Origin of the sequence: Streptomyces sp. NPDC047841 (assembly GCF_040704085.1) — a bacterium.
In the GTDB taxonomy this organism is placed as follows: Bacteria; Actinomycetota; Actinomycetes; order Streptomycetales; family Streptomycetaceae; genus Streptomyces; species Streptomyces argyrophylli.
In genome coordinates, this window is record NZ_JBEYRP010000001.1 from 41,719 (window position 1) to 67,963 (window position 26,245).

Consider the following 26,245-nt stretch of genomic DNA (forward strand, 5'->3'; position numbering starts at 1 on the left):
CGGGGTGACACCGGGCGCCACCTTGCCTCGACCCGAAGAATCTCGACATCAACAAACCATTGAACTTCCACGATGAGGAAACTAGTATCCACTGACCAGAAGCGCCTGTCCGCACATCCGGCGCTCACCGTCCTGTTCGTGCCCCTTGGCACCAGGTGCCACCGCTGAAGGAAGTGACAGCTCATGTCCGCACCAGCGCCGTCCCCGCTGGCCATCGTCGACGCCGAGCCCCTGCCCCGGCAGGAGGAGGTCCTCACGGACGCGGCGCTCGCCTTCGTGGCGGAGCTGCACCGGCGGTTCACCCCGCGCCGTGACGAACTCCTGGCCCGCCGGGCCGAGCGCCGCGCCGAGATCGCCCGCACCTCCACGCTCGACTTCCTGCCGGAGACGGCCGCGATCCGCGCGGACGACTCCTGGAAGGTCGCCCCGGCCCCGGCCGCGCTGAACGACCGGCGCGTCGAGATCACCGGCCCCACCGACCGCAAGATGACCATCAACGCGCTCAACTCGGGCGCGCGGGTCTGGCTCGCCGACTTCGAGGACGCCTCCGCCCCCACCTGGGAGAACGTGGTCCTCGGCCAGCTCAACCTGATCGACGCCTACACCCGGAACATCGACTTCACCGACGAGCGCACCGGCAAGTCGTACGCCCTGCGGCCGAACGAGGAGCTGGCGACCGTCGTCATGCGCCCGCGCGGCTGGCACCTGGACGAGCGGCACCTGGCCGACGCCGACGGCCGTGCCGTCCCCGGCGCCCTCGTCGACTTCGGGCTGTACTTCTTCCACAACGCGCGGCGGCTGCTCGACCTCGGCAAGGGCCCCTACTTCTACCTGCCGAAGACCGAGTCGCACCTCGAAGCCCGCCTCTGGAACGACGTGTTCGTCTTCGCGCAGGACTACGTGGGCGTCCCGCAGGGCACCGTCCGCGCGACCGTGCTGATCGAGACCATCACGGCGGCGTACGAGATGGAGGAGATCCTCTACGAACTGCGCGACCACGCCTCCGGGTTGAACGCCGGCCGCTGGGACTACCTGTTCTCCATCGTCAAGAACTTCCGTGACGGCGGCGCCAAGTTCGTCCTCCCGGACCGCAACGCGGTCACCATGACGGCCCCGTTCATGCGGGCGTACACCGAACTCCTCGTCCGCACCTGCCACAAGCGCGGCGCGCACGCCATCGGCGGCATGGCGGCCTTCATCCCGTCCCGCAAGGACGCCGAGGTCAACAAGGTCGCCTTCGAGAAGGTCCGGGCCGACAAGGACCGTGAGGCGAACGACGGCTTCGACGGCTCCTGGGTCGCCCACCCCGACCTGGTCCCGATCGCCATGGAGTCCTTCGACAAGGTCCTCGGCGACAAGCCGAACCAGAAGGACCGCCTCCGCGAGGACGTCCACGTCGAGGCGGCCGACCTGATCGCGATCGACTCGCTCGACGCGAAGCCGACGTACGCCGGGCTGGTCAACGCCGTCCAGGTCGGCATCCGGTACATCGAGGCCTGGCTGCGCGGGCTCGGCGCGGTCGCCATCTTCAACCTGATGGAGGACGCGGCCACGGCCGAGATCTCCCGCTCGCAGATCTGGCAGTGGATCAACGCGGGCGTCGAGTTCGAGAACGGCGAGAAGGCCACGCCGGAGCTGGCCCGCAAGGTCGCGGCCGGGGAACTGGACGCCATCCGCGAGGAGACCGGCGAGGAGGCCTTCGCCGCCGGTCACTGGCAGGAGGCGCACGACCTGCTGCTGACGGTGGCCCTGGACGAGGACTACGCCGACTTCCTCACCCTGCCGGCGTACCGGCGGCTGCGCGGCTGACACCGTGCCCGTCCGGGCGGACCGAGGACGTTCCCGGGACCGCCCGGCGGGTCACCCGAGGTGCACCGACCAGTCCTGTTCCGCCGCCGGCTTCCCGTGCAGGTCGGGCACCCGCTTCAGCCACTCCGGGCGGCCCGCCTGCGTCTTCGCCGCGCGGGCGGCCTCCTCGGCCGCCAGCTCCTCACGGCTCGGGAAGTCGGTGGGCAGCCACTCGTGGGAGAGCCGGACCCGGTCCAGGAGGTAGCCGACGTAGGCGTCCCGGACGTCGTCGGGCCTGGCGAACCCGGCGTCCTCGGCCAGCCAGGCGTCGGGGACCTCGGCGACGATCCCGCGCAGCAGCTCCTCGGTGACCCGGGGCGCCAGTTCCGCGTCGGCGGCGCGCACGTCGGGGCCGTAGAGGCCGAGGGCGTGGTGCCGGAAGTCGTAGCGCCGGCCCGGGGCCGTGGTGTCCCAGCGGTGGTGGAAGACCAGGGCGGCGCCGTGGTCGATCAGCCACAGGCGCGCGGGCGCGGTGCCGAGCGTGGGCCAGACCATCAGGTTGGAGCTGTGGACCGTGCGGTCGACGTTCACGGTCAGCGCGTCCAGCCAGACGATCCGGCCGGCCTCCAGCGGGTCCACCGGGAACGTCCGGGCGATCTCCGGGGTGAGGTCCCGGGCGCCCGGCAGATAGTCCATGCCGAGGTTGACGCCCGCGCTGGCGCTGAGCAGCTCGCGCACCTCCTGGTGCGGCTCGGCGGCGGCGATGGCCGGGTCGAAGCGCACGAGGACCAGCTCGGGGAAGCGCAGGCCGAGCGCGCGGGCGAGTTCGCCGACGATGATCTCGGCGACCAGCGCCTTGTGTCCCTGTGCCGAGCCCGTGAACTTCACGACGTAGGTGCCGTCGTCGTCGGCCTCCACGACTCCGGGGACGGAGCCGCCGGAGTGGAGCGGGGTCACGTATCGAACAGCAGTCACGTCGCGCAGCACACCGGCCAGACTACGGCAGGTCAGGCGCCGGCCAGCGGGTTCGGCAGCGGCAGGTAGCGGGCGTCCGCGCCGTCCGCGCCGGTCCAGCGCAGCAGCAGGTTGGTCTTGCCCGGCAGGGTGGGGGCGCTGAGCAGGGCGGGGATCTCGGGGAGGTCGTGGCGGGCCAGTTCCCGGCGGGCGGCGGGCCACGGGTCCAGGCCGGGGTGGTGCTCGGCGAGGGCGCCGGCGATCTCGACGAGGTGGTTCACGACCAGGCAGTACACCAGCCGCTCCCAGCCGGCGGCCCGGGTCACGTCCGGCAGCACCTTCGCGCCCTCCGCGTCCCGGAACAGGGCCTGCACGGGCGTGCCGGCCGCGTCCACGGCGACCAGCGTGTTCTGCAGATGGGCCTCCAGGACCACCCCGTGGTCGCCGAACGCGGTCAGGGCGGGCGGCACGACCTGCCGCAGGTACGCCTCCCACCAGGCGGCCGGGTCGGCGGCGGCGGCGAGCGGGCTGCCGTCGAAGCCCTCGGCGAGAGCCGCCGCGAGCAGGGGGGTGGCGCCCGGCAGCAGATGGCCGCGCAGCCCGTCGCGGACCAGGACGGCCAGTTCCTCGAAGGCGAACGCGGCGGTGCGGTAGCCGCGGTCGCTCAGCCAGGCGGCGGGCGGGCCCATCGCCGCGAAGGCGTGCCCGGCCGCGGTGTCGGTGCGGCGCAGTTTCCGCAGGTCGTGGCGCCACAGCCGGCGGATGTCGTTGGTGATGCGGACGTCCAGGCTGAACTTCACGAACAGGTCGCGGCGCGGCTCGTACACCGTGCGGACGGCGGCCGTGGGCCAGGTGTCGAACGGGGTCGTGCCGAGCCGCAGCAGCCGGCCGTCGGCGAAGGCGGGCGCGAGCTCGCGGGCGACGAGTTCGAGCTGCCAGGGGTGGGCGGGCAGCAGCCGGTAGCCGGGCGGGGCGGTGCCGAGGGCGTCCAGGGCCCGGGTGTCGCCCTCCTCGGCCACCTGGTCCTCGCGGACGCCGAGCAGCGTCAGCGGGAACCGGGCATGCGCCTCGGGGGCGTACGGCAGCCAGGACGCGACGGGCCCGCCGCCGCGCGCCTTGGGGGCCGGGTGGTGGGGGTGGCCGGTGAGCAGGGACTGCTCGGAGCGCAGGTACGGGTCCTCGGGCGCCGTGGCCCGGGCGCGGGCGGTGAGCAGGGCGGCGATCGCGTCCCGGCTGTCGATCATCTCGGCGGGCAGGTCGCCGCCGGGCAGTCCGGTGTGCCGGCGCAGTTCCTCGGCGACCAGTTTGACCAGCTCCGAGTGGCCGATGCGGCGCCAGGCCCCGGCCGTGTACAGCTCGGGGTCGGCGGGGCGCCGGCCGGGGCGCACCCGCAGCAGCCGGCCGTCCGGCAGCCGGTGGACCCGGCCGTCCCCGCCGTCCGTGAGCGGCGCGGCGACCTCCCGCAGCAGGCAGTTGAGCAGCGGCGCGGCCGCGTACGCGTCGGCACGGCGGCCGACCGCGCCGTTGGGGGGTGTGAGGTCCACGCGATCCATTCGTTCTTCGTCCAGGAGGCGGGCGGCCGTGCCCGGGGCGGGCCGGGTGCGCCGTGCGGGAGCCGGTGACGATCAGTATGGCTGCCGTCCCGGACAATCGTGCCGTGGCCCGTGTACCCGAGGAGCCGACCGTGCACCGTCCCCCGACCGCCGACGCCGAGATCGCCGAGGAGCTGGCCGCCGTCCGGCCCGCGCTGCTGCCCGGGTACGCGGCGGAGCTGCCCGGCGCCCGCGCCGCCGTGCTCACCCGGCTGTGGCGGGCGCTGGCCCACGAGCCGCTGCCGTGGCTGTCCGGCCGGGTGTCCGGGGCGGACGGCCTCGCCCTGCGCCTGGCCGACGGGCGGACCCTGCACGGGCCGCACGCGGACCCGTACGCCACGAGCGCGTACGTCACCGCCGTACGGCTGGACCGGGAGCGGTACGACGATCCGGCGCGGCTGATGACCGCGCTCGGGGTGCCGCACGGGTCCGCGTTCGCCGCGGAGCTGGCGCACAGCGTGGCCTCGCTGGCGCTGTCCCGGGCCGGCGCCGGTCACCCGAAGGAGTGGCCGGTGGACGGCGGGGAGAGGGACTGGGAGTGGGAGCAGCGCGTGGTCGACGGGCACCCGTACCACCCCACCTGCCGTTCCCGGCCGGGGTTCTCGGTGGCGGACCAGCTGGCGTACGCCCCCGAGCACGGGCCGGTGGTGGAGCTGGGGACGGTACCGGTGCCGGCGGAGGAGTGCCTGGTGTCGGGCGACTGGCCGGCCGGGCTCCGCGACGGCGACCGCGTCCTGGTGCCGGTCCACCCCTGGCAGGCCGCGCACGTGCTGGGGCGGTCGTACGACGTCTGGCGCCCCGCCCACCCGCTGATGTCCCTGCGCACGCTGGCGGTGCCCGGCGGACCGCAGGTGAAGACCGCGCTGAGCGCCCGGCTGACGTCGTCGGTGCGGGACATCTCGGTGTACTCGGTGCGGACCGCGGCACCCCTGTCCGCGTTCGCCGGGGACCTGGCGGCGCGCACGGACGGCCTGCTGCACATCACCCGCACGCTGGGGGCGGTCACGGCCCACTCCCCCGACCTGGCCGCGCTGCTGCGGGAGTCGCCGGAGGTGTACGCCGGTCCGGGCGAGCGCGTCCTGCCGGTGGCCGCCCTCGCCACCACGTCCCTGCCCGGCTCCCCCGCCTGGCTGGCCGCGTTCACCCGGCTGGCGCTCACGGTGGGCCTGCGGCTGCTGGACCTCGGCGTGGCCCTGGAGGCCCACGGCCAGAACCTGCTGGTCGTCCTGTCGGCCGACGGCACCCCGCTGCGCCTGGTCTACCGCGACCTGGCGGACGTCCGGATCAGCCCGGCCCGCCTGGCCCGGCACGGCATCACCCCGCCCGCGCTCACCGGCCGTCTGGTCACGGACGACGACACCGCCCTGCGCCGCAAGCTGTTCGGCTCCCTGGTGGCGGGGGCGCTGGCGGGCACGGCGGGCTCGGCCGCCGCACTGGACACCGCGCTGCGGGCGGCCCTGCCCGATCTGCCGCCCGGCCCGGACCTGGCACCCCTGCGCGATGACCCGCTCCCGGCGAAGGCGCTGACGCTGATGCGCCTGTCGCCCGACCACGCGGGGGACATCTGGACGACCCTGCCTCGTCCCGGCGCGGTGCCGTGCGCGGTACAGGGCTGATTTTGCGTCATGTTCCCTGGCCGAAAAGTTCTTTGTTCTCCGAGGCGCGGTCCGGCGGTGTACCCCTGGTGAGCCAGCCAGGACACGAGAGCTTCGAGAGCAGCCGATGACTGACGACGACCGCAGTGACAGCCTGATGTCGCCGATCCAGCCCGAACAGCTGGACCCGGGGGCCGTGATCGCCCAGTCGCTCGACAACCAGTGGGTCCCCGCGCAGCTCACCCGGGAGATGATCGAGCGCGGTGAGTCCCTGGACCAGGTCGAGCGCCGACGCGTGCGGGAGGTGCGGGCCGAGTACTTCCGCAGCCTCATCAACGCCAGCCAGGTCGTGATCAACCGCGCCTACTTCTACAACAACGACGCGATCAGCCGGGACCTCGTCGAGGAGGGCGAGGCCCGCGCGGCGCACCGCAAGCTGCTCGCCTCGGGCGCGATCGTCCCCTTCCTGCTGCGCGAACGCCACCCGGCGGAGGAGCCGCCCGCCCACCTCCACCTGCGGCCCGGGGGCTTCACCGCCTGGCAGGAGACGCTGGAGGGCATGCCGGCGGGCGACCGGGTGCGCTGTGTGCGCATGTCCTGGGACGACTCCGCCGGCGACCAGGAGAACCTGAACCGCACCCGGATACGGCTCTACCAGCCGTTCACCGAGAAGGTCCAGGGACTCACCGCCAAGGACATCGACATCCTCGCCGCGCAGGTCGGCGTGGCCCGCGAGGACACCGACCGGTTCGGCGAACGGCTCGGCGAGGTGGTGGCGTTCAGCAACGGCCTGAGCGTGCGCCGGCAGCCGGTCGTGCGCAACACCCTGTACGAGGAGTTCGTGACCGTGCCGGGCTCGAACGTGGCGGAGGGCAGGTACGACCGCGCCAAGCCCTTCGCGGCGGAGATCAAGCAGCTCCTGGACCTCATCTACAACGTCAACCTCGCCGATGCGCTGGGGCGTTACCCCCTCACACCGGTCGGCAGCCTGCGGCGCGTGGTGCTCCAGGAGGCCCGCGAGGCCACGTCCTCCACCGTGGGTGTGGTCCAGGACCCGGAGCGGCTGCTGACGTTCCTGCGCCGGCAGACCTTCGCCGTCGTACAGGACCACCTGACGCCCCACGCGGTGAGCGACCTGACCCTGCACGACATCTGGCGGCTGCGGCAGACCCCCGCCTGGGACCTCTACATCAAGGCGTTCGGCGCGCTGACCGCGGCGCCGGAGACCTTCCACGACGGCGTCGGGCAGGTCTTCGACTCCTACGTCCGGCTCAACACGGAGATCCTCCGGCTCGCGCGGGAACGCCGGCAGGCCCGGCCGGCCACCTGGCGCCCGGTGGTCGAGGTCGTGGTCACGGTGGGCGCGGCCGTGTTCACCGCCGTCAGCGGCAACGGCATCTGGGAGGTGGCCGGCACGGTCCTGCCGCTCACGGTGAGCGGCTCGCTGACCGGCTCGGTGCAGCTGGTACTGCGCAACCACATGGCCGGGCGGCAACAACAGAGGTTCGCCCGCGAGATCGCCTCCGTACGGCTGGCGAGTGAACGAGAATGGGCGCAGTTCCACGACCTGGTGCGGCGCCTGCCCGGCTACCGGGACACGGCGGGCCCGGTTCCCACGGGCACGGCCTCGACGACCACCCAGGACAACGAAGACCTGCCCGACTACTGACGCACCCGATGAGCCGGAGTACCCCTGTGTTCAGCCCGCCGAGGCCCCGATGAACCGCTACGAGGCACTGCGCCGGGACGTCCCGGAGTGGTTCCGCGACGATCCCGAAGGGGTCCGGATCCTCACGGACCCGGCGCAGGTCCGCGAGGCCCGCCGCCAGGTGACCACCGCCGGACGCAGCGGCGACGGCGGCGTGTTCGGGAGCCTGTGGGCACGGCTGCGGGCCGTGCTGCGGCCGGTGCCCGCGGGTGTGGTGTCGGCCGGCCGCTACCTGTGGTACCTGCGCGACCCGGTGCGCTTCCCCGACGGCCGCCTCGGCCTGTACGACCGCATCCTGCCGCCCCCGGGCTCCTCTCCCGGCGTGGTGGTCCTGCCGCTGCTCGGTCCCGAGAAGGACGTCGTGCTGATCGAGCACCACCGGCACGCGACCCGCAGCCGGCACTGGGAGGTGGTGCGCGGCTTCGGGGACCCGGGCGCGACGCCCACCGAGAACGTCACCCGGGAACTGCGCGAGGAGATCGCGGCCACGCCGACGGAGGTGGTCCCGCTGGGCGAACTGCACCCCGACACCGGGCTGCTCGGCCACAAGGTCTCCCTCTACGCGGCCCGGGTGGACGGCATCGGCTCGGTCGAGCGGGGGGAGGCGATCCACCGGGCCGTCACGGTGACCCCGGCCGAGGCGGAGGAGATGGTCGCCGACGGGCGGATCACCGACGGCTTCACCGTCGCCGCGCTCTACCGGGCCCGCCTGGCGGGCCTGTTCGGGGCTCCGGCGCCGGGCGACGGGACCTGAGGCGGCTCCGGACCGGCGGCCGGCGGCCGTTTTGGAGGACGGCCGGTCCGATCAATAAGATCCGGCGATGATCAGAAGACAACGGCTGGCGGCGGGCGTCTGTGCTCTGCTCGCCGCCCTGACGGCCGGGATCGCCTTTCCCGCCGGTGCGGTCGCCGACGAGACGGACCAGGCCGCCCCGAAGGTCGAACTGGTGCTGGACGTCAGCGGTTCCATGCGCACCCGTGACATCGACGGCGGCACCCGGATGGCCGCGGCGAAGCAGGCGTTCAACGAGGTGCTGGACGCGACCCCCGAAGAGGTCCGGCTCGGCATCCGTACCCTCGGCGCCAGCTACCGCGGAAACGACCGCAAGGAGGGCTGCAAGGACACCGAGCAGCTCTACCCGGTGGGCCCGCTGAACCGGACCGACGCGAAGACGGCCGTGGCCACCCTGGCGCCGACCGGCTGGACGCCGATCGGGCCCGCGCTGCTGAAGGCGGCGGACGACCTGAACGGCGGTGACGGCACCCGCCGTATCGTCCTGATCAGCGACGGCGAGGACACCTGCCAGCCGCTCGACCCGTGCGAGGTGGCCCGGGAGATAGCCGCCAAGGGCATCGGGCTGACCATCGACACCCTCGGCCTGGTGCCGGACGCCAAGACCCGCGACCAGCTCAGCTGCATCGCCGACGCCACCGGCGGCACCTACACCGACGTGCGGCACAAGGAGGAACTGAGCGACCGCGTCGGCGAGTTGGTGGACCGGGCGGCCGACCCCGTGGTCACACCGGTGGCCACCGAGGGCGCGGACCGGTGCGAGCAGGCGCCGGCGCTGAAGTCCGGGCTGTACACCGACCGCGCCGGGTTCGGGCGGCAGCGCTGGTACAAGGTGGACGTGGAGCCCGGCCAGGAACTGCGCGCCTCGGTGAGCGTGGCGGACGACCGGGCCGTCCAGCCGGACTACGGTGTGCTGCTGCGGGCGGTGACCGTGCACGGCCGGGAGATCGTCCGCGGCGAGGCCGCCGGCACCGGCCGCACGGACGTCGTCTCCACCGGCCTGCGCTACCCCCGGCCGGACAGCGACGACGACGCGGCGCCCGCGGAGACGGTGTGCCTCCAGGTCACCAGCTCCTTCTCGGCCGCGTCGGGCGTGAAGACGACCCCCGGTCTGCCGCTGGAGCTGACCGTCGACGTCGTGGACGGGCCGTCCGGTCACCACGACGTGGCCGCGTTCGGTCTCGGCCGTGGCTGGTGGCTGCTCGGCACGCTGGTGCTGATCGGCTTCCTCGCGGGTCTGCTGTGGGGCTGGCTGTCGCGCTGGCGGGTCGCCGTCTGGAGGACGAACTGATGCGGATCACACGTGTGCTGGGCGCCGCCCTGCTGGCGCTGGGGCTGGCCGCCGGACCGGCTGCCGCCGGCTCCTCGCCCTCCCCGAGCGCCTCCGCCGACGGCGACGCGCCCACCCGGGCGGGCACCTCCTTCCGTACGGCGACCGAGATCGACCAGGGGCAGCAGGCCACCGCCTCCGGCTCCACCGGCGACTACCTGTACTGGTCCTTCCCGGCGGACACCGGGCAGCGCCCCACCGTCAGGGCGACGGTGAAACTCCCCGGTGCGCACGGCTCCGAGACCTGGCAGCTCGACGTGTACGACGGGCTGCGGCGCCGCCAGTCCTGCCAGTACGGCGCCCAGAGCCGGACCGCCGCGCAGGGCGCCGGCTCGGTCGAACTGGCCTGTGTGCTGCGCACGGTGCGGGGCTGGGCGGAGCCGTGGGCCAACGACCCGCTGCCGGGCACGTACTACGTCCGGCTGACGGTGGTGGACCTCGCCGCCGCCGACCTCGGCAAGCCGGTGGGCGCCGAGGTGCGCGTCGACTCCAAGGACATCGGCGGCGCGGCGGCCGTGGACGGCTCGCTGGGCAAGCCGCTCGTCCCCGGCATCGCCGTCACGTCGCGGAAGGACGCGGCCGGTGCCAAGGGTGCCGTGCTGTCCAGCTTCGGGTCGGACGACGGCTGGTCGTCCGGCTGGTGGTCCGACCGGTGGGTGTGGACCGGGATCGGCGCGGTGCTGGCCGCGCTCGCCGGGATCGGGGGGTACGTGCTGACCCGGGGGTCCGGGCGGCCGTCCCGGGTGCCGCCGAACGTGTGACGAGCTGATGGTGCGAAGGCCCGCCGGACGGCGGGCCTTCGCGTTTCTCCGGGCGGTCACGCCTCCCGCAGCGCCTTGGCGAGCGTGCCGTCCCCGGTCACCGTGACCCGGCCGTCGCGCACCGCGTCCGGCAGCCGGCTCTCCCCGCGGGCGATGGCCTCGCAGGTCGCCGCGTCCATCTCCAGCCGCGCGTCCGCCTCGCCGGGGGCGGGCCCGTCGCCGTACACCGGGCCCTGATCCGCGCCGACGTGGAGGTGGAAGTCCCCCTCCTCCAGGCGGACTTCCACGACGCCCTGGCCGTCCAGCGCCCGCAGCAGCGGCAGCGCGAACCAGTGCGCGCGGACGGCGTCGGTGGGCCTGCGCTCCCCCAGTTCCTCCTCGCCCCACGTGCCCAGCGCCTGGAGCACGGGCAGCAGCCGGCGTCCCCGGCCGGTGAGTTCGTACACGTACGCCGCGCCCGGCGGGGGCAGCCGCCGTCGGGTGGTGAGCCCGTCCCGTTCCATGTCCTTCAGCCGCGAGGCGAGTACGTCCGTGCTGACGCCGGGCAGGTCCGCGTGCAGGTCCGTGTAGCGGCGCGGGCCGGCGAGCAGCTCGCGGACGATCAGCAGGGTCCAGCGGTCGCCGACGAGGTCGAGGGCGCGGGCGGCGGAGCAGTACTGGTCGTAGCTTCGGCGAGGAGACATGCGGCGCAGTCTAGACGCGTTGTTGGACTTTCCAAGCTCCCGCTTGGTAAAACCAAGCACCACGAGTTTCCGGAGGGGCGCATGGAGTTCCGGCAGTCCAACAAGCTCAGCGAGGTGTGCTACGAGATCCGCGGCCCGGTGATCGAGCACGCCGACGCGCTGGAGGAGGCGGGGCACAGCGTGCTGCGCCTGAACACCGGCAATCCCGCGGCCTTCGGCTTCGAGGCGCCGGAGGAGATCGTCCAGGACATGATCCGGATGCTGCCGCGGGCCCACGGCTACACGGACTCCCGCGGCGTCCTCTCCGCCCGCCGCGCGGTCGCCCAGCGCTACCAGACCCTGGGCCTCGACGTGGACGTGGACGACGTCTACCTGGGCAACGGCGTCTCGGAACTGGTCTCCATGGCCGTACAGGCGCTGATCGAGGACGGCGACGAAGTCCTCGTCCCCGCACCGGACTTCCCCCTCTGGACGGCGGTCACCACACTGGCCGGAGGCAAGGCCGTGCACTACCTGTGCGACGAACAGGCCGACTGGAACCCTGACCTGGCCGACATGGCGTCGAAGATCACCGACCGCACCAAGGCCGTGGTCATCATCAACCCGAACAACCCGACCGGCGCGGTCTACCCCAAGGAGGTCGTCGAGGGCATCCTCGACCTGGCCCGCCGGCACGGCCTGATGGTGTTCGCCGACGAGATCTACGACCAGATCCTCTACGACGACGCCGTCCACCACTCGGCCGCGGCGCTCGCCCCCGACCTCGTCGTCCTCACCTTCTGCGGCCTGTCCAAGACCTACCGGGTGGCGGGCTTCCGCTCCGGCTGGCTGGTCGTCACCGGGCCGAAGCAGCACGCCAGGGACTACCTGGAGGGCCTGACCATGCTGGCCTCCATGCGGCTGTGCGCCAACGCGCCCGCCCAGTACGCCATCCAGGCCGCGCTCGGCGGACGCCAGTCCATCGGCGAACTCACCGCGCCCGGCGGGCGGTTGTACGAGCAGCGGAACGTGGCCTGGGAGAAGCTCAACGAGATCCCGGGCGTGTCCTGCGTCAAGCCCAAGGGCGCGCTGTACGCGTTCCCGCGCATCGACCCCAAGGTCCACCCGATCCACGACGACGAGAAGTTCGTCCTGGACCTGCTGCTGCGCGAGAAGATCCAGGTGGTCCAGGGCACCGGCTTCAACTGGCCCTCCCCCGACCACTTCCGCATCCTGACCCTGCCGCACGCGGACGACCTGGAGGCGGCCATCGGCCGGATCGGCAGGTTCCTCGGCGGGTACCGGCAGTAGGCGCCTGGCCCGTGCCGCGCGTTTCGTGCGAAGATCGCCCCCGTCGACGACCGGGGGTCCGACGGGGGCGGACCGCCCGCCGGCTGCCGGTGCGCGCGCCTGACCGGCGCGGCACCCCCGGTCCGGTTCCGGCGGACCGGCCGGGGATGTCAGACCAGGGGGAGCAGCGGTGTTCTCGTACGGACAACGCCGTACGCGCGGAAGGCGCCGTACGGCCGTCGCCGTGCTGTGCGCGGTGGTACTCGGCCTCACGGCGCCCGGCGCCCGCGCCGGAGAGGAGCTGCGGCCGTCCGCGCCCGCCGCGGGGCGGGAGGCACGGCAGGCCGCGGCGTTCTGGACCGCGCAGCGCATGGCCGACGCCCGGCCGCTGGACGCGGCGCGGCACCCGCCGTCGGAGCCGGGCGCGGCGCCCGCGGCGGCGGCCCGGCCGCAGGGCACCCTGTTCCAGGGAACCCGCCTGGTCGGAACGTTCTTCGGCGCCGACGGACCGCGTGGCACCACCTGGCACTGCACCGGCAGCGTGATCGACACCAAGGCGCGGAACATCGTCCTCACCGCGGCCCACTGCGCGCTGAACATGAACGCCGACTATGTCTTCGTCCCGAAGTTCGTCAAGGGCGCGGCCCCCGACCGGCAGCCGTACGGCATCTTCCACATCCAGCGGATCTTCGTCGACCCCCGGTACGTGCCCGACCGCGGTTCGGCCACCACCAGGAAGACCGCGTCCGACCTGGACACCGCGTTCGCCCGGGTCTCGGCCAACCAGCGGGGCACGTCCCTCCAGGACGCGGTGGGCGGCGGCCTGACCTTCACCCGGCCGGCCGGCTACACCCACCGGAACGTCACCGTCGTCGGCTACCCCTCGCACCGGCACAACACCGCCGGACGCGCCGTCAAGTGCACGGTCCCGACCAAACAACTGCGCGGCTACCGCCAGCTGTCGATGACCTGCGGCGGCTACTACGGCGGCGTCTCCGGCAGCCCGTGGATCACCGGCTACGAGGACGACGGCCGCACCGGGCACGTCATCGGCGACCTCGGCGGCTACAACGGCGGCGGCAACGACGCGAACGCCGACTACATCAGCTACGCCACCGCGTTCGGCGCGGACGCCGCCAACCTCCTCGCCGACGCCGTCGCCGACCGGACCCCGCCCGCCGACCTGCCGCCGTACCGGGGGATCAAGGGCACGCTGCCGGGCGGCGCCGCACGCTGGCGCGGGGCCGCGCTCATGGCGTCCGGCGACTACACCGGCGACCGGCGCGGCGATCTGCTCGTGGTCTGGTCCGACGGCGGGATCACCCTCCACCCGGGTGACGGCAAGGGCGGTTTCCTCGCCGAGAAGCGGCTGCTGCGGGCCAACTCCACCTGGACCCACGCCCGCGCCCTGACCGGCGGCACCTTCACCGACGGCGACCGGTCCGGCCTGCTGGTGCGCTGGTCCGACGGCGAGGTCACCCTCTACCCGGGGCCCGGCCCCGCCGGCCTGGGCCGGGAGATCCGGATGGCGCCCCCCGGCTCCGCGTGGAAGAAGGCCGTCCAGTTCACCTCCGGGGCGTTCGGGCCGGACGGGGGCACGGGGCTGCTGGTCCGCTGGGCCGACGGCGCGCTCACGCTGTACCCGGGGATCGGGGCCGGTGGCCTCGGCACCGGTACGCGGCTCGTCGCGGCGAACGGCACCTGGACCAAGACCGCGGCGCTGGCCGGCGGCGACTTCGACGGCACGGCCGGCGGGGACCTGCTGGTGCGCTGGGCGGACGGCGCGCTCGACACGTACACCGGCACCTCGGCGGCGGGGCTCGGCACCAGGACGCGGGTGCGCGGCCCGAACGCCCTGTGGCGGCACGCGCAGGCGCTGACGGTCGGCGGCTTGCGCCACGGCGGCACCGGGAACGACCTCGTCGTGCGCTGGTCCGACGGGGAGACGACGCTGTACGCCGACACCGGCACGAAGGCGGTCGGCACCGAGCACACGCTGGTCCACCCCGGCACCTGACCACACCACCGCGTACCGCCAAGGGGGAACCATGCGCGTGACCACCCGCCTCGCCGGCGGCCTCGCCCTGCTCACAACCGGCCTGGCGCTGACGGCCTGCGGCACCGGCACCGCCACCGGCACGACGGCCGGACCGGAAGCCGCCGCACCGCACTGCCGGACCGCCTCGCTGACGTGGACGCTGTCCCTGCTCCAAGGGGACGGCACCCGGCAGGGAACCGGCCGGCCCGACGCGCGGCTCACCGCCGTCAACAAGGGCCCCGGCCCGTGCGTGTTCGCGGGCTACCCGCTCCTGGAGATCCACAACGGCAAGGCGGAGAGCGTCGAGGGCACCGGGCGGGGCCGCCCGGCCTCGCTCACCCTGCCCGGCGGGGCCTCCGTGACCGTGGACCTCGACTACACGCGCCGTGGCACGAAGGGCGCGGACGACAACTGGTGCGTGCGGCAGGGCGAGGCCTCGGTCCGCGCACCGCACGACACCCGCGGCGCGGTCGTCCCCGTCACGGACGCGCACGGGAAGGCCGCCACGATCGACGCCTGCGGGGAGACCCTCGCCATGGCGGTGCCGCGCCGCACCCCGGCCGGGTCCTGAGGCGGGGCCGCCGCCCCGGCCGACCCGCCGTCTGGCGCAGTCGTCCTGCGGACGGCGGGCGCCCTGTGCCACCGTGCCGTCATGGGTGACCTCTTTCTCGTGCGGCACGGTGAGACCGAGTGGTCGCGGTCCGGGCGGCACACCGGCCGGACCGACGTGCCCCTCACCGAGCACGGGCGGGAGGAGGCGCGCCTGCTGGTCCCGCTGATCCGCTCGCACCGGATCGGGGCGGCGTTCGTCAGCCCCCTCGAACGCGCCCGGGAGACCGCCCGGCTCATCGGTGTCCCGGACGCACGGGTCGACGCCGACCTCCGCGAGTGGGACTACGGCGGCTACGAGGGTGTGACCACCGCGGACATCCAGCGGAGCCGGCCCGGCTGGTTCCTGTTCACGGACGGCGTCGCCCCGGGGCCGCCGGACCACCCGGGCGAGACCCCGGAGCAGGTCGGGGAGCGCGCCGACCGGATGCTGGCCAAGGCCGACGCGGCGCTCGCCGACCCCGAGGGGGCCGTCGTCCTGATCGCCCACGGCCACTTCCTCCGCGTCCTCACCGCCCGCCGCCTGGGCCTGCCGCCGCGGCACGGGGCCCTCTTCCAGCTCGCGACGGGGGCACTGTGCCGGCTCGGCACGGAGCACGGCCGGCCGGTCATCGCGGGGTGGAACATCCGGCCCCGGGGGGAGTGAGGAACCGAGGGGGCGAGGGGGGAGGGCGTTGTCGGACCCGGGCCGTACCCTGCGAGGGAGTCACCCGTCCGGCGGTCCCTCGGGAGCGGCCCGCCGGCGGTTCCCCGGCCGTCCCCCGGCAACGCCCCTGAGAGGAGCCCCCCGTGACCCGACCGCCCACACCCGCGCAGCGGCGGGTGATCGAGGACGCCGATCCGGTCACCGGCCGGCTGCGCGGTACCGGGACCCAGCTCGCGGCGCTGGTGAAGCGGGGGCTCGCCTTCCGGCATCCCCGGCCGCCGCACGACCACTTCCTCACCCCGGCGGGCCACCGGATACGGGACGCGGTGCCCGAGCCACCGGTGGAGCCGGCGCCGGACACCGGCGTGTTCACGGCCCGCGTCGGCGGCGAGGAGGAGCCGCCCGAGTCCGGCCCGGCGCGGCGGCGCGAGGTGCACAGTGCCTGGCAGGGGCTGCTGGAGCTGCGCCGGATGACGAATCCCGACGGCGCGGCGGACCGGCCGTGCGGGTGGGAGCGGACGCATCTCGTGCGGGCCGCGGCCCTCGCACTGGAGGCGGCCGGGCACCGGCCGGCGGGCGGGGACACGGACGGCTACCGGGTCCGGGCGACCCCGCAGCCGGAGGCGGTCGCGGTGTACGCGCCGGACGCACGGACACTGGCCGCCTGTGCGGTCACCCTGGAGCGGGCCGGCTGGCAGGCGGGCGAGTACACCGAGCCCCGGACGAGAGCGCGCTATCTGCTGGCCTCACCGCGCCGGGTGTGACGGGCGTGCCAGGATCGGTCGACCGGAGATTCGAACAGGGAGAAGGGCAAGCAGTGGCCGAACCGTTTTCCGTCCGTGTGACCGTCCGCGGCTACGAGACCGATGTGCAGGGGCATCTCAACCAGGCGGTGTACCTCAACTACGCGGAGCACGCCCGCTGGTCGCTGCTCCAGGCGGCCGGGATCAGCCAGGCCCGGCTGGCGGGCCGGGGCATGGGCCCGGTGGCGCTGGAGACGACCATCCGCTATCGCCGTGAGCTGCTCGCCGGCGACGAGGTCGACGTGACCTGCGCGTTCGAATGGGGGGAGGGAAAGACCTTCCGGATCCGGCAGGAGATCGTGAAGACCGACGGCACCCTGGCCGCCGAGGTCGTCGCGGTGGGCGGCCTGATGGACCTCACCGCGCGCAAGCTGCTGCCCGGCCCCCGCGAGGTGTTCGCGGAACTGGCGGCGGACCCCGCCCCGTTCGGCCTGTAGTCCCGCCGGCGGTCTATGCGTCGAGCGGGTCCGGCCGGTGCTCGGCGTCGTAGGCCGCCCGCGCCTCGGCGACGTACACCCGGTTGCGCTCGGCCCAGTCGGTCAGCCGTTGCAGGGTGTCGTGCAACTCGTGGGCGACGGAGGTGAGTTCGTACTCCACCTTCGGCGGCACCGTCGGATGGACGGTGCGCGTCACCAGGCCGTCCCGTTCCAGGTTGCGCAGGGTGAGGGTCAGCATGCGGCGGCTGATGCCCTCGATGCCGCGCTCCAGCTCCGTGAACCGGATGGGTCCGTGCGCGGCGGCGACGAGGATCTGCACGCTCCATTTGCCGGCCACCCTGTCAAGAACCTCGCGGACGGGGCAGGCGTGCGCGTTCACTGCCTGGACGGTAACACCGGTGTTCCCCTGGGACATCGGGCTGCCTCCTTACGCCGGCCCTCATGGTCACCCACGATGTTCCCCGTTACAAGTCGTGCACCAAGGTGCGCGGAAAGAACAGAGGCGCCGAGGAAGAACGGGGAGGCGGCACACGATGTCGGCCATGATCGAGAACGGTCCGTCACCGGCGGCGGTGGCTCCGGGAGCACGGTACTCCCGCTGGACCTCCCTCGCCGTGCTGTGCGCGGGCACACTGATGACGGTACTGGACGGCAACATCGTCACGGTGGCGATGCCGGCCGTCCAGAGCGACCTCGGCTTCAGCGGGCCGGGGCTGGCCTGGGTCGTCAACGCCTATCTGATCGCCTTCGGCGGACTGCTCCTGCTGGCGGGACGGCTCGGCGACCTGGTGGGCCGCAAGCAAATGTTCACGGCGGGGCTCGCGGTGTTCACGCTGGCGTCGGTGCTGTGCTGGACGGCGACCGGGCAGGGCATGCTGATCGCGGCGCGTGCGGTGCAGGGCGCGGGCGGGGCGATGGCCTCGGCGGTGGTCCTCGGGATGCTGGTGGCACTCTTCCCCGAGCCACGCGAACGGGCCCGTGCCATCGCGGCGTTCAGCGCGGTCGGCGCGGCGGGCGGCGCGCTCGGCACCTTCCTCGGCGGCGCCCTGACCGAGGCGCTGGGCTGGCACTGGATCTTCCTGATCAACCTGCCGATCGGCGTCGCCGCGTGGCTGGCCGCGGTGCGGGTGCTCGCCCCGGAACCCGGCGCCGGGCTCGGCCGGGGCGCCGACTACCCCGGGGCGGCCCTGATCACCGGCGCACTGATGCTGACGGTGTACGTCATCGTCGGCGCGGGCGACCGCCCCACCACCGTCACCCTGCTGCTGGCCGCCCTCACCGTCGCCCTGTTCGCGGCGTTCACCGTGCGCCAGGCCCGGGCCGCGCGCCCGCTGCTGCGGCTGCGGCTGTTCCGCTCCCGGCTGCTGACCGGCGCCAACGCGGTCCAGGTACTGATGATCGCCACGATGTACGGATTCCAGTTCATCGGCGCGCTGTATCTGCAACGGGTGCTGGGGTACGGCGCGCTCGCCACCGGCACCGCGTTCCTGCCGGCTCCTCTCGCGATCGGCGTGCTGATGCTGGGGCTGTCGGCGCGGACCGTGGCCCGGTTCGGCGGCTACCGGGTGCTGCTGACCGGCCTGGTGCTCATCACGGCGGGCATGGCCCTGCTGGGCCGGGTGCCCGCCGACGGCTCCTACGCCACCGATGTGCTGCCGGCGATGCTGCTGCTGTCCGCCGGGTTCGCGGCGGCCATGCCGGCGCTCACCGGGCTGGCGATGTCGGGCGCCCGGGCGGAGGACGCGGGACTCGCCTCCGGGCTGTTCAACACCACGCAGGTGGTGGGCGGTTCGCTGGGCCTGGCCGTCCTGACGACGCTCGCGGCCGGCCGCACCGGGGGCCTGCTCGCCGACGGCACGCCCCTGCTGCCCGCGACCGCCGGGGGCTACCGGCTGGCGTTCACCGTGGCCACGGGCACCGCAGCCGCGGCCCTGGCCCTGGCGGCCCTGCTCCTGCGCGAGCGCCGCGCCTGACGCCGGGCGAGGACGGGGCGGGTCGTACCCGACCCCGGCCGGGGCGGCAGGCCGTGGGTCACGCGCCGGGCGCATGGGGGCCGTAGACGTCCTCACAAGACAGGCGAGGGTGTCCGGACAATGGACGGACAGGCGGACGGGATCACGGGACAACGGCGCCCGGCCGGGCGCAGGGTTACCGGCTGTCCCGCGCGGTGTCCGGCCCGGCGAACAGGTTGTCCGGGTGGGCCCGAGGTGCGTGTCAGCCCGGGTGTCAGCCCCCTTTGCGGACCCGTGTCAGGCCGCTTGTCAGGGCTCCCGCAGCGGCCTCCCGCCTAGAACTGCGTCAACGTCGGCGATCACACGGCTGACAGCCGGGCTGACGTGTCAGCCCGTGTCAGTCCGGCCCGGCCGACGCCGGCACGGGCGGCACCCCGACACGCGAGAGCCCCGGACGGCTGAGTGTCCGGGGCTCGGTGTGGAGGGGCGTCAGGCTCCCCGGCCGGTGGGGTACCGGCGAGGGCGGTCGGCCTGCGGCGGCGGGGGGCAGTCGGCCGGGTCGGCGCAGAAGACGACGTCGGCCTCGGGTCCCGAAGCGCGCGGTATCCAGTGCCGGATGCCCGCCTCGGTCCACCGGCCGCAGCGTGCGCACACTCCGGACGCCGGGGGTGACTCCATGTCCCAGGCCGGGCTCATCGGTTCACCTGTTTGGCGCAGCGGTAGCACTCGCATGGCGGGAAGGCCAGGTTGAGGGGAAGCTCGTCGGAGGGCGGTACGTGGCGCCGGGGCCGAACCTGGGTGCGCTGGCCGGTCGCCAGGTCTAAGCGGTAGACCGAGATGGTCAATCCGGGGTGCGTGACCTGTCCGTCACTGTCTGCGGTCGTCATGGGCTTCAACATCGCGCCCACCTGCCACGATGCGCGGCGACGCAAGGAGCGTCATTTCGGCGACAGAAGGGGCGTCAATTCGGTGTCATTAGCGGGTGTTACCGGGTAGCTTGATCGCATGACGACACCGAACAGCACGCTCCGGGCCGTACGGCTCGGACTAGTGATGAGCCAGGACGAGTTCGCCCGTGCGGTCCGGGACGCCGGGCAGCGCACAGGCCAGCCCAACGACGCCAGCAAGCGGCTCGTACAGCGCTGGGAGAGCGGCGAGACAGCCGCACCCCGGCCGGCGTACGCCCGCGCCCTGGAGGCCGTCACGGGGCTCCCGATCGAGGCGCTGGGGTTCGCGGCGCCGGTGCCGCAATTGCGCGTCTCGGGCGACGGGCACGGCGGCCACGACGTGCGGGACAGCCCGGTCGGCATCCCGTCCGCCAGCGGCCAGCCGACAGCACAGGCGGCACCGAGGGGCAACTACTCCGGCATCTGGCTGAGCACGTACGAGTTCTTCAGCTCGGGGCGCGACCAGACCTTCACCGGCAAGCACTACGTGGTGCTGCTCCAGCACGGCAACAGGCTCACCGGCCGAAGCCTGCCGCAGGGGTCGCTGAACCCCGGCTCGCCGCTCACCGTGGATCTCCAGGTGGAGGGCAACATTGTCACCGGCACGTGGAACGAACAGACGGCGAGCGACGGCTACTACCGGGGGGCGCGCTACTTCGGTGCGCTTCAGATGCTGGTCGAGCCGACCGGCCGCCGCATGGCCGGGAAGTGGGTCGGCTTCGGCAAGGAGTTCGACGTGAACACCGGTCCGTGGCAACTGGAGTTCGTGGACGCCGACACCGGCAAGGCCACCATCGCCCAGTACAACCGGGCACCGGAATGACCGAGCCCGCCCAGCACTGAGCCCCTGCCCGTTGGCGGGGGCTCAATCGCGTCCAGGGTCTGTTGATGCGGTCGACGCGCAGGCAGCGGCTGGAGGGTACGCCTGGGGCTGTGACCGCATAGGTTCACCGGGTTGGCGGTCGTGGCAGTTGGATGTGCGGCGACGTCCGATCCGTGGGGCGTCAACCGACGTCGCAAGGGCACCGCCGGTACCGTAGCCGCGCTCAAGTCGATCCGCGCCGCCCGACTCGACGGCGCACCGATCTACATCGTCCTCCGGCCCGCTGCGGCAGTTCACCCTGGCCGACTCCCACCACCGCGACCACTCCGCGCAAACCCAGGCACTGCACCCCCGCAACACCGCAGCCTGACCGACCGCGAACCGCAGCGCCCGAACGCCGAAGGGGGCAAGTTCGGGAGAAGGACAGCGACAGATGGACGACTCAGGAGGCGAACGGCTCGATCTCCCCCGCGAAGACGATGACCTGGTCGATGAGGCTCCGCCGCAGATGGACGACATCCGTTCCCGCCAGGCGGGGACCTCCGTCCGGCGTGGTGAAGACCCATTGGTACCGGGCCCACTCGTCGGGCATGTCCACCGCCGAGCAGCGCACCATCGTGCCGGTCCCCGCGGGGTGGCTCCGGATGTCCAGCACGAACCGCTCGACCGCCGCGATTCCTTCGCTGCGGCCCAACGGCCCCCAGAAGACCACGTCCGAGGTCAGAGCCTGGGAGAGCAGGGCAGTCACATAGCTGTCGTCCGAGGCGTTGAACGCGGAGATGAACGTGTCGATCGCGGAGCGTGCAATCTCTTCCTGCATGCCCCAGTAATACCAGCCGTTCCGCGTGCGCTCGTCCCGCGAGCCGCCTTCCGATCACGGTGAACCGTCCCGGTCACCGCACCGGATGTCGCCCGGAACGCCGGCCGGCCTCATGAAACGGCCGGGGGCCCGCGGCGTCGCCGTCGTCTCCCCCGGCCGGTCGGGTCCTGGCCGCCGGTCTCAGTGCGCGGCGGCGATCTCCTGGCCGGACTCCATGGGGTGGGTGACGTCCTGGGCCTCGCGGCCCTTGCCGAGGTGGTTGAAGAGGAGGTTGAGCACCACGGCGGTGACGCAGCCCGTGGAGATGCCCGAGTCCAGGACGATCTTCGCGGTCTCGGGGAACGCGTGGTAGAACTCCGGCGCGGTGATCGGGATGATGCCGACCGCGAGGGACACGGCCACGATCAGGACGTTGTTGTCCCGGTCGAGACCGGCCCGGACCAGGGTCTGGATGCCGCTCGCGGCGACCGAGCCGAACAGGACGACACCGGCGCCGCCGAGGACCGGGCGGGGTACGACCGCGATGAGCGAGGCGGCCATCGGGCACAGGCCCATCAGGACCAGGAAGCCGCCGCCGGTCGCGACGACGTACCGGCTGCGGATTTTCGTCATGGCGACCAGGCCGATGTTCTGGGCGAAGGCGCTGCACATGAAGCCGTTGAACAGCGGGCTGATCGCGGAGCCGAGGGTGTCGGCGCGCAGGCCGGCCGCGATGGTCCTCTCGTCCGCGGGACGCTCCACGATCTCGCCGAGCGCCAGCATGTCGGCGGTCGACTCGGTCATCGAGACCACCATCACCACGCACAGCGAGAGGATCGCGGCGAGCTGGAACCGCGGGGCGCCGAAGTGGAACGGGGTGGGGAAGCCGACCACGTCCGCGTGGACGACGGGGCCGAAGTCCGTGACGCCGAACGGTATCGCGACGAGCGTGCCCACGATCAGGCCGAGCAGCACGGCGATCTGCTTGACGAACCCGCGGGTGAAGCGGCGCAGCAGCAGGACGATGAGCAGGGTGACGCCGGCGAGGGCGAGGTAGGTCGTGGAACCGTAGTCGTGCGCCCGGGGGTCCGGGCCCTGGGCCCAGCCGAACGCGACCGGCAGCAGGGACACGCCGATCAGGGTGATGACGGAGCCGGTGACGACGGGCGGGAAGAAGCGGACCGCCTTGCAGAAGACGGGCGCGGCGAGGAAGCCGAGGAGACCGGCGACGATGACCGCGCCGAAGATGACCGGCAGGGCGTCGGACTTGTCCTCGGTGGAGGCGACGATCGCGGTCATGGGGGCGACACCGGCGAAGGTGACGCCGTTGACGAAGGGCAGCCGGGCGCCGATCTTCCAGAAGCCGAGCGTCTGGAGGAAGGTGGCGAGGCCCGCGGTGAACAGGCAGGCACCGGTGAGGAAGGTCAGGTCGGTCGCGCTCAGGCCGATGGCCGCGCCGACGATGAGCGGTGGGGCGACGACTCCGGCGTACATGGCGGCCACGTGCTGCAGGCCACTGGTCGCCATTTTCAGGGCGGGGAGTTTCTCGTCTACGGGATGGTCGGCCACGGCGGTCCTCCGGGCGGGTAACACGTCGTCGCCGACGTGGATTTCATGGAGGTGGTGCTGGTGGGCATGGGCACCTCCCTGTTCCAGCGAAGCCGAGAACCGGGGGAGGGACCTGACGGGGGTGGCACGTGAGCGGGGGCGGGCGGTGTGGAGGTGGCCGTCCCCGGGGCGGGTGCACGCACGCGCCCCGGGGACGGCTGCCGTGGATCCCGCTCGGATCCACGGGTCCCGGCCGGGAGCCGTCCCTCCCGGCCGGAGTCTGTGCGGGCCCGGGCCGGTCAGGCCCGCGCGGTGATACGAGCCAGGCGCTGGGCCTCCGTGCGGGTGGAGACGGCGATGGCGTCCTCGTCGACGGTGAGCAGGCGGCCGTTCCCGACGATCTGCCGGCCGTTCACGAAGGACGCGGTGACCGGGGCCGCGGCGCCGAAGACCAGCGCGGTCACCGGGTCGGCGATGGAGGCGTGGGCGAGCGTGTCCATCTTCCACAGCACCAGGTCGGCGAGCTTGCCGGGCTCCAGCGAGCCGATCTGCTCCGCCCGGCCGAGCACCTGGGCGCCGCCGTGGGTGCCGAGCCGCAGCGCCTGCCGGGCGTTCAGGGCGGCCTCGCGGTGGGCGCCCAGACGGTTGATCAGGAGGGCGTTGCGCAGTTCGGTGTGGAGTTCGCCGGACTCGTTGGAGGCGGTGCCGTCGACGCCGAGGCCGACCGGGACGCCCGCCTCGAGCATGTCGGGGACGCGGGCGATGCCGGCCGCGAGGCGGGCGTTGGAGGACGGGCAGTGGGCGACGCCGGTCTTCGTGCGGGCGAACGCGGCGATGTCGGAGTCGGTCATGTGGACGCAGTGCGCCATCCACACGTCCGCGCCGAGCCAGCCGGTGGACTCGAAGTAGTCGGTGGGGCCCATGCCGAACAGCTCGTGGCAGAACTTCTCCTCCTCCACCGTCTCCGAGCCGTGGGTGTGCAGCCGTACGCCGAGACGGCGGGCCAGTTCGGCGGCCTGGCGCATGAGGTCGGTCGAGACGGAGAACGGCGAGCACGGCGCGACCGCCACCTGGGTCATCGCGTCGAAGGAGGCGTCGTGGTGCGTGCGGACGGTCTCCTCGGTGGCGGCGAGGGCGCCCTCCAGCGTCTCGACGGCGAAGTCCGGGGGCAGCCCGCCGTCCTTCTCGCCGCGGTCCATCGAGCCGCGGGCCAGCGTGAAGCGGACGCCCGTCTCGGCGGCGGCCCGGATGATCGAGCCGGACAGGTCGCCGGAGCCGTGCGGGTAGACGTAGTGGTGGTCCATGGCGGTGGTGACACCGCCGCGGGCCATCATGGCGAGCGATCCCTGCGCGGCGGCGTACGTCATCCGCTCGTCGATGCGCGCCCAGGTGGGGTAGAGCGCGACCAGCCAGTCGAACAGGTTGTGGTCGGTGGCCAGGCCCCGGGTGATCCACTGGTAGAAGTGGTGGTGGGTGTTGACCAGACCGGGCGTGGCCAGGTGGCCGGTCGCGTCGATCCGGCGTACCACGTTCTCCAAACCCTCGGGGGCCTTGCCCGCGCCGACCGACTCGATGCGGTTGCCCGCCAGGACGAGGTGTCCCGAGGCGTGTTCGGTGTCGCCCGCGTCCACGGTCGCGATGGCGCAGTTCTCGATGACGATGCGCTCGGCTGCCGGTGGTGCCATCGTGCTTCCTTGTCTTTCGGTGGCGGCCCGTGGACGGGAGGGGTCCACGGGGAGGGCACGGCAGGACCCTAGGAGGATTTGAGTGCCGGAGCCGGTTGCCCGTTCCGGGTGCCGAGGTGGTGGAAGAACAGGTTGAGCAGGACCGCGACGAGCGCGCCGGCGCTGATGCCGGAGCCGAGCACGGTCTGCGCCCAGGCCGGGAAGCCGGCGTAGAAGGTCGGCGCGGCCAGCGGGATGATGCCGGCGCCGAGGGCCACGGCCACCAGGATGATGTTGGAGCTGTCGTCCAGGCCCGCCTCGGCCAGCGTACGGATGCCGCTGACGGCGATCGAGCCGAAGAGGACGATGCCCGCGCCGCCGAGGACCGGCATGGGGACGAGGGAGACGACCGCGCCGAGGACCGGGAAGGCGCCGAGGACCAGCAGGGCGGCGCCGGCGACGGCGACGACGTAGCGGCTGCGCACCCGGGTGAGGGAGACGACGCCGACGTTCTGGGCGAAGGCGGAGGTGGGGAAGCCGCCGAAGACGGGGCCGAGCAGGGTGGCGATGCCGTCGGTGCGCAGTCCGCGGGTGATGGTCCGCGCGTCGGCACGGCGGTCGCAGATCTCGCCGAGGGCGAGCATGCCGGCGCTGGACTCGGTCATCAGGACCAGCATCACGATGCACAGGGAGAGGATGGCCGCCGGCTGGAACTCGGGGGCGCCGAAGGCGAACGGCGTGGGCAGCGCGGCGACGGGCGCGGACTGGAGGCCGCTGAAGTCGGCCATGCCGAAGGGGATCGCGGCGAGGGTGCCGACGAGCAGCCCGAACAGCAGCGCGACCTGTTTGACGAAGCCCTTGCCGAAACGCTGGATGAACAGGATGACGGCGAGGGTGAACCCGGCGAGCGCGAGGTGCCGCATGGAGCCGAAGTCGGCGGCGGTCCTGTCGCCGCCCTGCGCCCAGCCGACCGGTACGGGCATCAGCGTGACGCCGATCAGGGTGATGACGACGCCGGTGACCAGGGGCGGGAAGAAGCGGAGCAGCCGGCCGAAGAACGGGCCGAGGGCCAGGCAGAAGGCGCCGGCGACCATCACCGCGCCGTAGATCGCGGGGAGTTGGTGGCCCTTGGTGGTGGTCTCGGCGATCGCGAGGATCGGGGCGATGCCGGCGGAGGAGGCGGCGTTGACGAAGGGCAGCCGGTTGCCGACGAGGCCCTTGACGCCGAGGGTCTGCAGGACGGTCGCGACGCCCGCGATGAGCAGGCTCGCGGCGATCAGCCGGGTGCGGGCCGCGATGTCGAGTCCGCAGGCCTGGCCGATGATGAGCGGAGGAGTGACAACGCCCGCGTACATGGCGGCGATGTGCTGGAGCGCGGCGGGGACGAGCCGCGAGAGGTGGAGCTTCTCGTCCACCGGGTGCACGGACGTGACGGCGTCCTCGGTGTGCTCCGGCGGGGTGGAACAGGGGGCTGTGGCGGGCCCCTTCGCAGGCTGTGCCATTTCG

22 protein-coding genes and 1 pseudogene are annotated in these 26,245 nt (G+C 73.3%); 15 read left to right on the forward strand and 8 right to left on the reverse strand.

Going from position 1 to position 26,245, the window contains the following annotated elements:
* The first annotated feature begins 183 nt into the window (after positions 1-183).
* Positions 184-1,809 (forward strand): malate synthase A, encoded by a 1,626-nt coding sequence (gene aceB, locus AB0947_RS00170; protein ID WP_366748011.1) that lies wholly within the window; start codon positions 184-186, stop codon positions 1,807-1,809.
* Between the two features lie 51 nt (positions 1,810-1,860).
* Here the strand turns inward: aceB and AB0947_RS00175 are convergent, their stop codons facing one another.
* On the reverse strand, positions 1,861-2,775 hold the full coding sequence (locus AB0947_RS00175) for a HipA family kinase (protein ID WP_366748012.1): 915 nt from the start codon (positions 2,773-2,775) through the stop codon (positions 1,861-1,863).
* 20 nt (positions 2,776-2,795) lie between these two features.
* A complete protein-coding gene (locus tag AB0947_RS00180) occupies positions 2,796-4,295 on the reverse strand; it encodes an IucA/IucC family protein (protein WP_366748013.1) in 1,500 nt (499 codons plus the stop codon).
* Between the two features lie 131 nt (positions 4,296-4,426).
* On the opposite strand from AB0947_RS00180, the gene AB0947_RS00185 reads away from it, so the two are divergent.
* From AB0947_RS00185 to AB0947_RS00205, 5 genes are all read left to right on the forward strand, one after another.
* Positions 4,427-5,950, forward strand: coding sequence for an IucA/IucC family protein (locus AB0947_RS00185; RefSeq protein ID WP_366748426.1), 1,524 nt, complete (start codon positions 4,427-4,429; stop codon positions 5,948-5,950).
* 106 nt (positions 5,951-6,056) lie between these two features.
* Positions 6,057-7,598, forward strand: a complete 1,542-nt coding sequence (locus tag AB0947_RS00190) for a hypothetical protein (protein ID WP_366748014.1) — start codon at positions 6,057-6,059, stop codon at positions 7,596-7,598.
* 49 nt (positions 7,599-7,647) lie between these two features.
* On the forward strand, positions 7,648-8,391 hold the full coding sequence (locus AB0947_RS00195; RefSeq protein ID WP_366748015.1) for an NUDIX hydrolase: 744 nt from the start codon (positions 7,648-7,650) through the stop codon (positions 8,389-8,391).
* 67 nt (positions 8,392-8,458) lie between these two features.
* Positions 8,459-9,721, forward strand: coding sequence for a VWA domain-containing protein (locus AB0947_RS00200; protein ID WP_366748016.1), 1,263 nt, complete (start codon positions 8,459-8,461; stop codon positions 9,719-9,721).
* On the forward strand, positions 9,721-10,521 hold the full coding sequence (locus AB0947_RS00205; protein ID WP_366748017.1) for a hypothetical protein: 801 nt from the start codon (positions 9,721-9,723) through the stop codon (positions 10,519-10,521). Before AB0947_RS00200 ends, AB0947_RS00205 begins: the two co-directional genes overlap by 1 nt.
* Before the next feature lie 56 nt (positions 10,522-10,577).
* Here AB0947_RS00205 and AB0947_RS00210 read toward each other — a convergent pair whose 3' ends face one another.
* Positions 10,578-11,204 (reverse strand): winged helix-turn-helix transcriptional regulator, encoded by a 627-nt coding sequence (locus tag AB0947_RS00210; RefSeq protein WP_366748018.1) that lies wholly within the window; start codon positions 11,202-11,204, stop codon positions 10,578-10,580.
* Positions 11,205-11,285: 81 nt separating this feature from the next.
* Here AB0947_RS00210 and AB0947_RS00215 point away from each other — a divergent pair, with 81 nt between their 5' ends.
* From AB0947_RS00215 to AB0947_RS00240, 6 genes are all read left to right on the forward strand, one after another.
* Positions 11,286-12,494 carry a pyridoxal phosphate-dependent aminotransferase gene (locus tag AB0947_RS00215; protein WP_366748019.1) on the forward strand — a complete coding sequence of 403 codons (1,209 nt, stop codon included), beginning with the start codon at positions 11,286-11,288 and terminating at the stop codon, positions 12,492-12,494.
* Between the two features lie 169 nt (positions 12,495-12,663).
* On the forward strand, positions 12,664-14,490 hold the full coding sequence (locus tag AB0947_RS00220) for a trypsin-like serine protease (RefSeq protein WP_366748020.1): 1,827 nt from the start codon (positions 12,664-12,666) through the stop codon (positions 14,488-14,490).
* A gap of 31 nt (positions 14,491-14,521) precedes the next feature.
* Positions 14,522-15,082, forward strand: coding sequence for a DUF4232 domain-containing protein (locus AB0947_RS00225; RefSeq protein ID WP_366748021.1), 561 nt, complete (start codon positions 14,522-14,524; stop codon positions 15,080-15,082).
* An 81-nt stretch (positions 15,083-15,163) separates the two neighbouring features.
* Positions 15,164-15,766: a histidine phosphatase family protein gene (locus tag AB0947_RS00230; protein ID WP_366748022.1), complete on the forward strand. Its 603-nt coding sequence runs from the start codon at positions 15,164-15,166 to the stop codon at positions 15,764-15,766.
* Between the two features lie 143 nt (positions 15,767-15,909).
* The gene (locus AB0947_RS00235; protein ID WP_366748023.1) at positions 15,910-16,530 is read left to right on the forward strand and encodes a hypothetical protein; all 621 of its coding nucleotides are present in this window, start codon (positions 15,910-15,912) and stop codon (positions 16,528-16,530) included.
* Positions 16,531-16,583: 53 nt separating this feature from the next.
* The gene (locus AB0947_RS00240) at positions 16,584-17,006 is read left to right on the forward strand and encodes an acyl-CoA thioesterase (protein ID WP_366748024.1); all 423 of its coding nucleotides are present in this window, start codon (positions 16,584-16,586) and stop codon (positions 17,004-17,006) included.
* 13 nt (positions 17,007-17,019) lie between these two features.
* On the opposite strand, the gene AB0947_RS00245 is transcribed toward AB0947_RS00240, so the two are convergent.
* Positions 17,020-17,421 carry a helix-turn-helix domain-containing protein gene (locus tag AB0947_RS00245; RefSeq protein ID WP_366748025.1) on the reverse strand — a complete coding sequence of 134 codons (402 nt, stop codon included), beginning with the start codon at positions 17,419-17,421 and terminating at the stop codon, positions 17,020-17,022.
* Between the two features lie 118 nt (positions 17,422-17,539).
* Between AB0947_RS00245 and AB0947_RS00250 the strand changes: the two genes are divergently transcribed.
* The 3 genes and pseudogenes from AB0947_RS00250 to AB0947_RS00260 all read left to right on the forward strand — a co-directional run.
* Positions 17,540-18,979 carry an MFS transporter gene (locus AB0947_RS00250; RefSeq protein WP_366748026.1) on the forward strand — a complete coding sequence of 480 codons (1,440 nt, stop codon included), beginning with the start codon at positions 17,540-17,542 and terminating at the stop codon, positions 18,977-18,979.
* A gap of 984 nt (positions 18,980-19,963) precedes the next feature.
* Complete coding sequence (locus AB0947_RS00255; protein ID WP_366748027.1) at positions 19,964-20,728, forward strand: XRE family transcriptional regulator; 765 nt, start codon at positions 19,964-19,966, stop codon at positions 20,726-20,728.
* Positions 20,729-20,902: 174 nt separating this feature from the next.
* Positions 20,903-21,098 (forward strand): annotated as a pseudogene (locus tag AB0947_RS00260) (IS630 family transposase); the annotation flags it as partial.
* 72 nt (positions 21,099-21,170) lie between these two features.
* Here AB0947_RS00260 and AB0947_RS00265 read toward each other — a convergent pair.
* The 4 genes from AB0947_RS00265 to AB0947_RS00280 form a co-directional block, all read right to left on the reverse strand.
* Positions 21,171-21,548, reverse strand: coding sequence for a nuclear transport factor 2 family protein (locus AB0947_RS00265; protein WP_366748028.1), 378 nt, complete (start codon positions 21,546-21,548; stop codon positions 21,171-21,173).
* A 180-nt stretch (positions 21,549-21,728) separates the two neighbouring features.
* Entirely contained in the window at positions 21,729-23,096 is a 1,368-nt protein-coding gene (locus AB0947_RS00270) for a nucleobase:cation symporter-2 family protein (protein WP_366748029.1), read from the reverse strand.
* Between the two features lie 278 nt (positions 23,097-23,374).
* Positions 23,375-24,760 (reverse strand): 8-oxoguanine deaminase, encoded by a 1,386-nt coding sequence (locus AB0947_RS00275; protein WP_366748030.1) that lies wholly within the window; start codon positions 24,758-24,760, stop codon positions 23,375-23,377.
* Positions 24,761-24,828: 68 nt separating this feature from the next.
* Complete coding sequence (locus tag AB0947_RS00280) at positions 24,829-26,241, reverse strand: nucleobase:cation symporter-2 family protein (protein WP_366748031.1); 1,413 nt, start codon at positions 26,239-26,241, stop codon at positions 24,829-24,831.
* Positions 26,242-26,245: the final 4 nt, after the last annotated feature.

Coding starts and splice junctions, on each gene's coding strand:
- AB0947_RS00210 (WP_366748018.1), bottom strand. CDS start 11,204: ATGTCTCCTCGCCGAAGCTACGACCAGTACTGCTCCGCCGCCCGCGCC.
- AB0947_RS00200 (WP_366748016.1), top strand. CDS start 8,459: ATGATCAGAAGACAACGGCTGGCGGCGGGCGTCTGTGCTCTGCTCGCC.
- AB0947_RS00195 (WP_366748015.1), top strand. CDS start 7,648: ATGAACCGCTACGAGGCACTGCGCCGGGACGTCCCGGAGTGGTTCCGC.
- AB0947_RS00255 (WP_366748027.1), top strand. CDS start 19,964: ATGACGACACCGAACAGCACGCTCCGGGCCGTACGGCTCGGACTAGTG.
- AB0947_RS00215 (WP_366748019.1), top strand. CDS start 11,286: ATGGAGTTCCGGCAGTCCAACAAGCTCAGCGAGGTGTGCTACGAGATC.
- AB0947_RS00265 (WP_366748028.1), bottom strand. CDS start 21,548: ATGCAGGAAGAGATTGCACGCTCCGCGATCGACACGTTCATCTCCGCG.
- AB0947_RS00275 (WP_366748030.1), bottom strand. CDS start 24,760: ATGGCACCACCGGCAGCCGAGCGCATCGTCATCGAGAACTGCGCCATC.
- AB0947_RS00245 (WP_366748025.1), bottom strand. CDS start 17,421: ATGTCCCAGGGGAACACCGGTGTTACCGTCCAGGCAGTGAACGCGCAC.
- AB0947_RS00190 (WP_366748014.1), top strand. CDS start 6,057: ATGACTGACGACGACCGCAGTGACAGCCTGATGTCGCCGATCCAGCCC.
- AB0947_RS00225 (WP_366748021.1), top strand. CDS start 14,522: ATGCGCGTGACCACCCGCCTCGCCGGCGGCCTCGCCCTGCTCACAACC.
- aceB (WP_366748011.1), top strand. CDS start 184: ATGTCCGCACCAGCGCCGTCCCCGCTGGCCATCGTCGACGCCGAGCCC.
- AB0947_RS00205 (WP_366748017.1), top strand. CDS start 9,721: ATGCGGATCACACGTGTGCTGGGCGCCGCCCTGCTGGCGCTGGGGCTG.
- AB0947_RS00280 (WP_366748031.1), bottom strand. CDS start 26,241: ATGGCACAGCCTGCGAAGGGGCCCGCCACAGCCCCCTGTTCCACCCCG.
- AB0947_RS00250 (WP_366748026.1), top strand. CDS start 17,540: ATGTCGGCCATGATCGAGAACGGTCCGTCACCGGCGGCGGTGGCTCCG.
- AB0947_RS00230 (WP_366748022.1), top strand. CDS start 15,164: ATGGGTGACCTCTTTCTCGTGCGGCACGGTGAGACCGAGTGGTCGCGG.
- AB0947_RS00180 (WP_366748013.1), bottom strand. CDS start 4,295: ATGGATCGCGTGGACCTCACACCCCCCAACGGCGCGGTCGGCCGCCGT.